The 1,298-nt window shown below is 68.1% G+C and carries 1 protein-coding gene; it reads left to right on the top strand.

Annotation, left to right across the window (positions count from 1 at the left end):
• Nucleotides 1–18 precede the first annotated feature (18 nt).
• Nucleotides 19–1,298 (top strand): HNH endonuclease signature motif containing protein (locus A5705_RS17005; RefSeq protein WP_068278747.1); only part of this gene is annotated, 1,280 nt, incomplete at its 3' end.

Genomic DNA, 1,298 nt, shown 5'->3' on the forward strand with positions numbered 1-1,298 from the left:
GTTCGTAGGGTTTGGGGTATGGGTGCGAGCAGTCGTGAGGAGATCGTCGAGGTCTTTCGCGCGCTCGATGCGGCCGTGGACCGGTTGTGCGAGTTGTCCTTTGACGTGTTCACCACCCCGGAACGACTGCGGGCCTTGGAGCGCCTGGAATGCGTGGCGCGCCGGCTGCGCGCCCCCGAGCACGCGTTGATCAACCAACTCGAAGCCCAAGCCGGCAAGGCAGAGCTGGGTGGCACGCTGCGCTCGGCGCTGGCCGACCGGTTGCGCATCACCAAAGCCGAGGCCGCCCGGCGCATCGACGAGGCCGAGGATCTCGGTGAGCGCCGGGCGCTGACCGGTGAGCCGCTGGCCCCGCAATTGAGCGCGACCGCCGCAGGCCAACGTGAGGGGTTGATCGGTGACGGGCACATCAAGGTGATCCGCGGCTTTTTCGCCCACCTGCCCGCCGAGGTGGACCTGTTCACCCGGCAAGCCGCCGAAGCCGACCTGGCCGACAAGGCCCGCGGCTATCGCCCCGACGAGCTGGCCAAATACGCCCAGCGACTCATGGCCTGCCTCAACCCCGATGGTGAATTCAGCGATGCCGAGCGGGCTCGTCAGCGCGGGATCACGCTGGGCGATCAGCAATTCGACGGCATGTCGCGCCTCAGCGGGCTGGTGACCCCGGAACTGCGGGCCGCCATCGAAGCCATGCTGGCCAAACTGGCCGCGCCGGGGGCCTGCAACCCTGACGACCAGACACCCGCGGTCGATGAGACACCCGACGAGAATGCCGTGCGGCGCGACAGCCGATCCCGATCCCAGCGCAACCACGACGCCTTGCTGGCCGCGCTGCGCGCGCTGTTCGCCTCCGGAGACCTGGGTCAACATAACGGCTTGCCGGTGTCGATCGTGGTGACCACCACGCTCAACGAACTCGAGGCCGCCGCCGGCAAGGCCCTGACCGCCGGCGGCACCCTGGTGCCGATGTCGGATGTGATCCGCTGGGCCGGCCACGCTCACCACTATCTGGCGATCTTCGACAAATCCAAAGCGCTGGCGTTGCATCACACCAAACGGCTGGCCTCACCGGCGCAGCGCATTGTGCTCTACGCCAAATATCGTGGCTGCACCAAACCCGGCTGCGACGCTCCGGCCTACCACAGCCAGGTCCACCACGTCCGCGGCTGGACAACCACCCACCGCACCGACATCGACGACCTCACCCTGGCCTGCGGCCCCGACAACCGACTCGCCGAACAAGGCTGGACCACCCGCACCAACGCCCGCGGCGAAACCGAATGGATCCCGCCCCCGCA

Origin of the sequence: Mycobacterium sp. E787 (assembly GCF_001668725.1) — a bacterium.
Lineage (GTDB): Bacteria > Actinomycetota > Actinomycetes > Mycobacteriales > Mycobacteriaceae > Mycobacterium.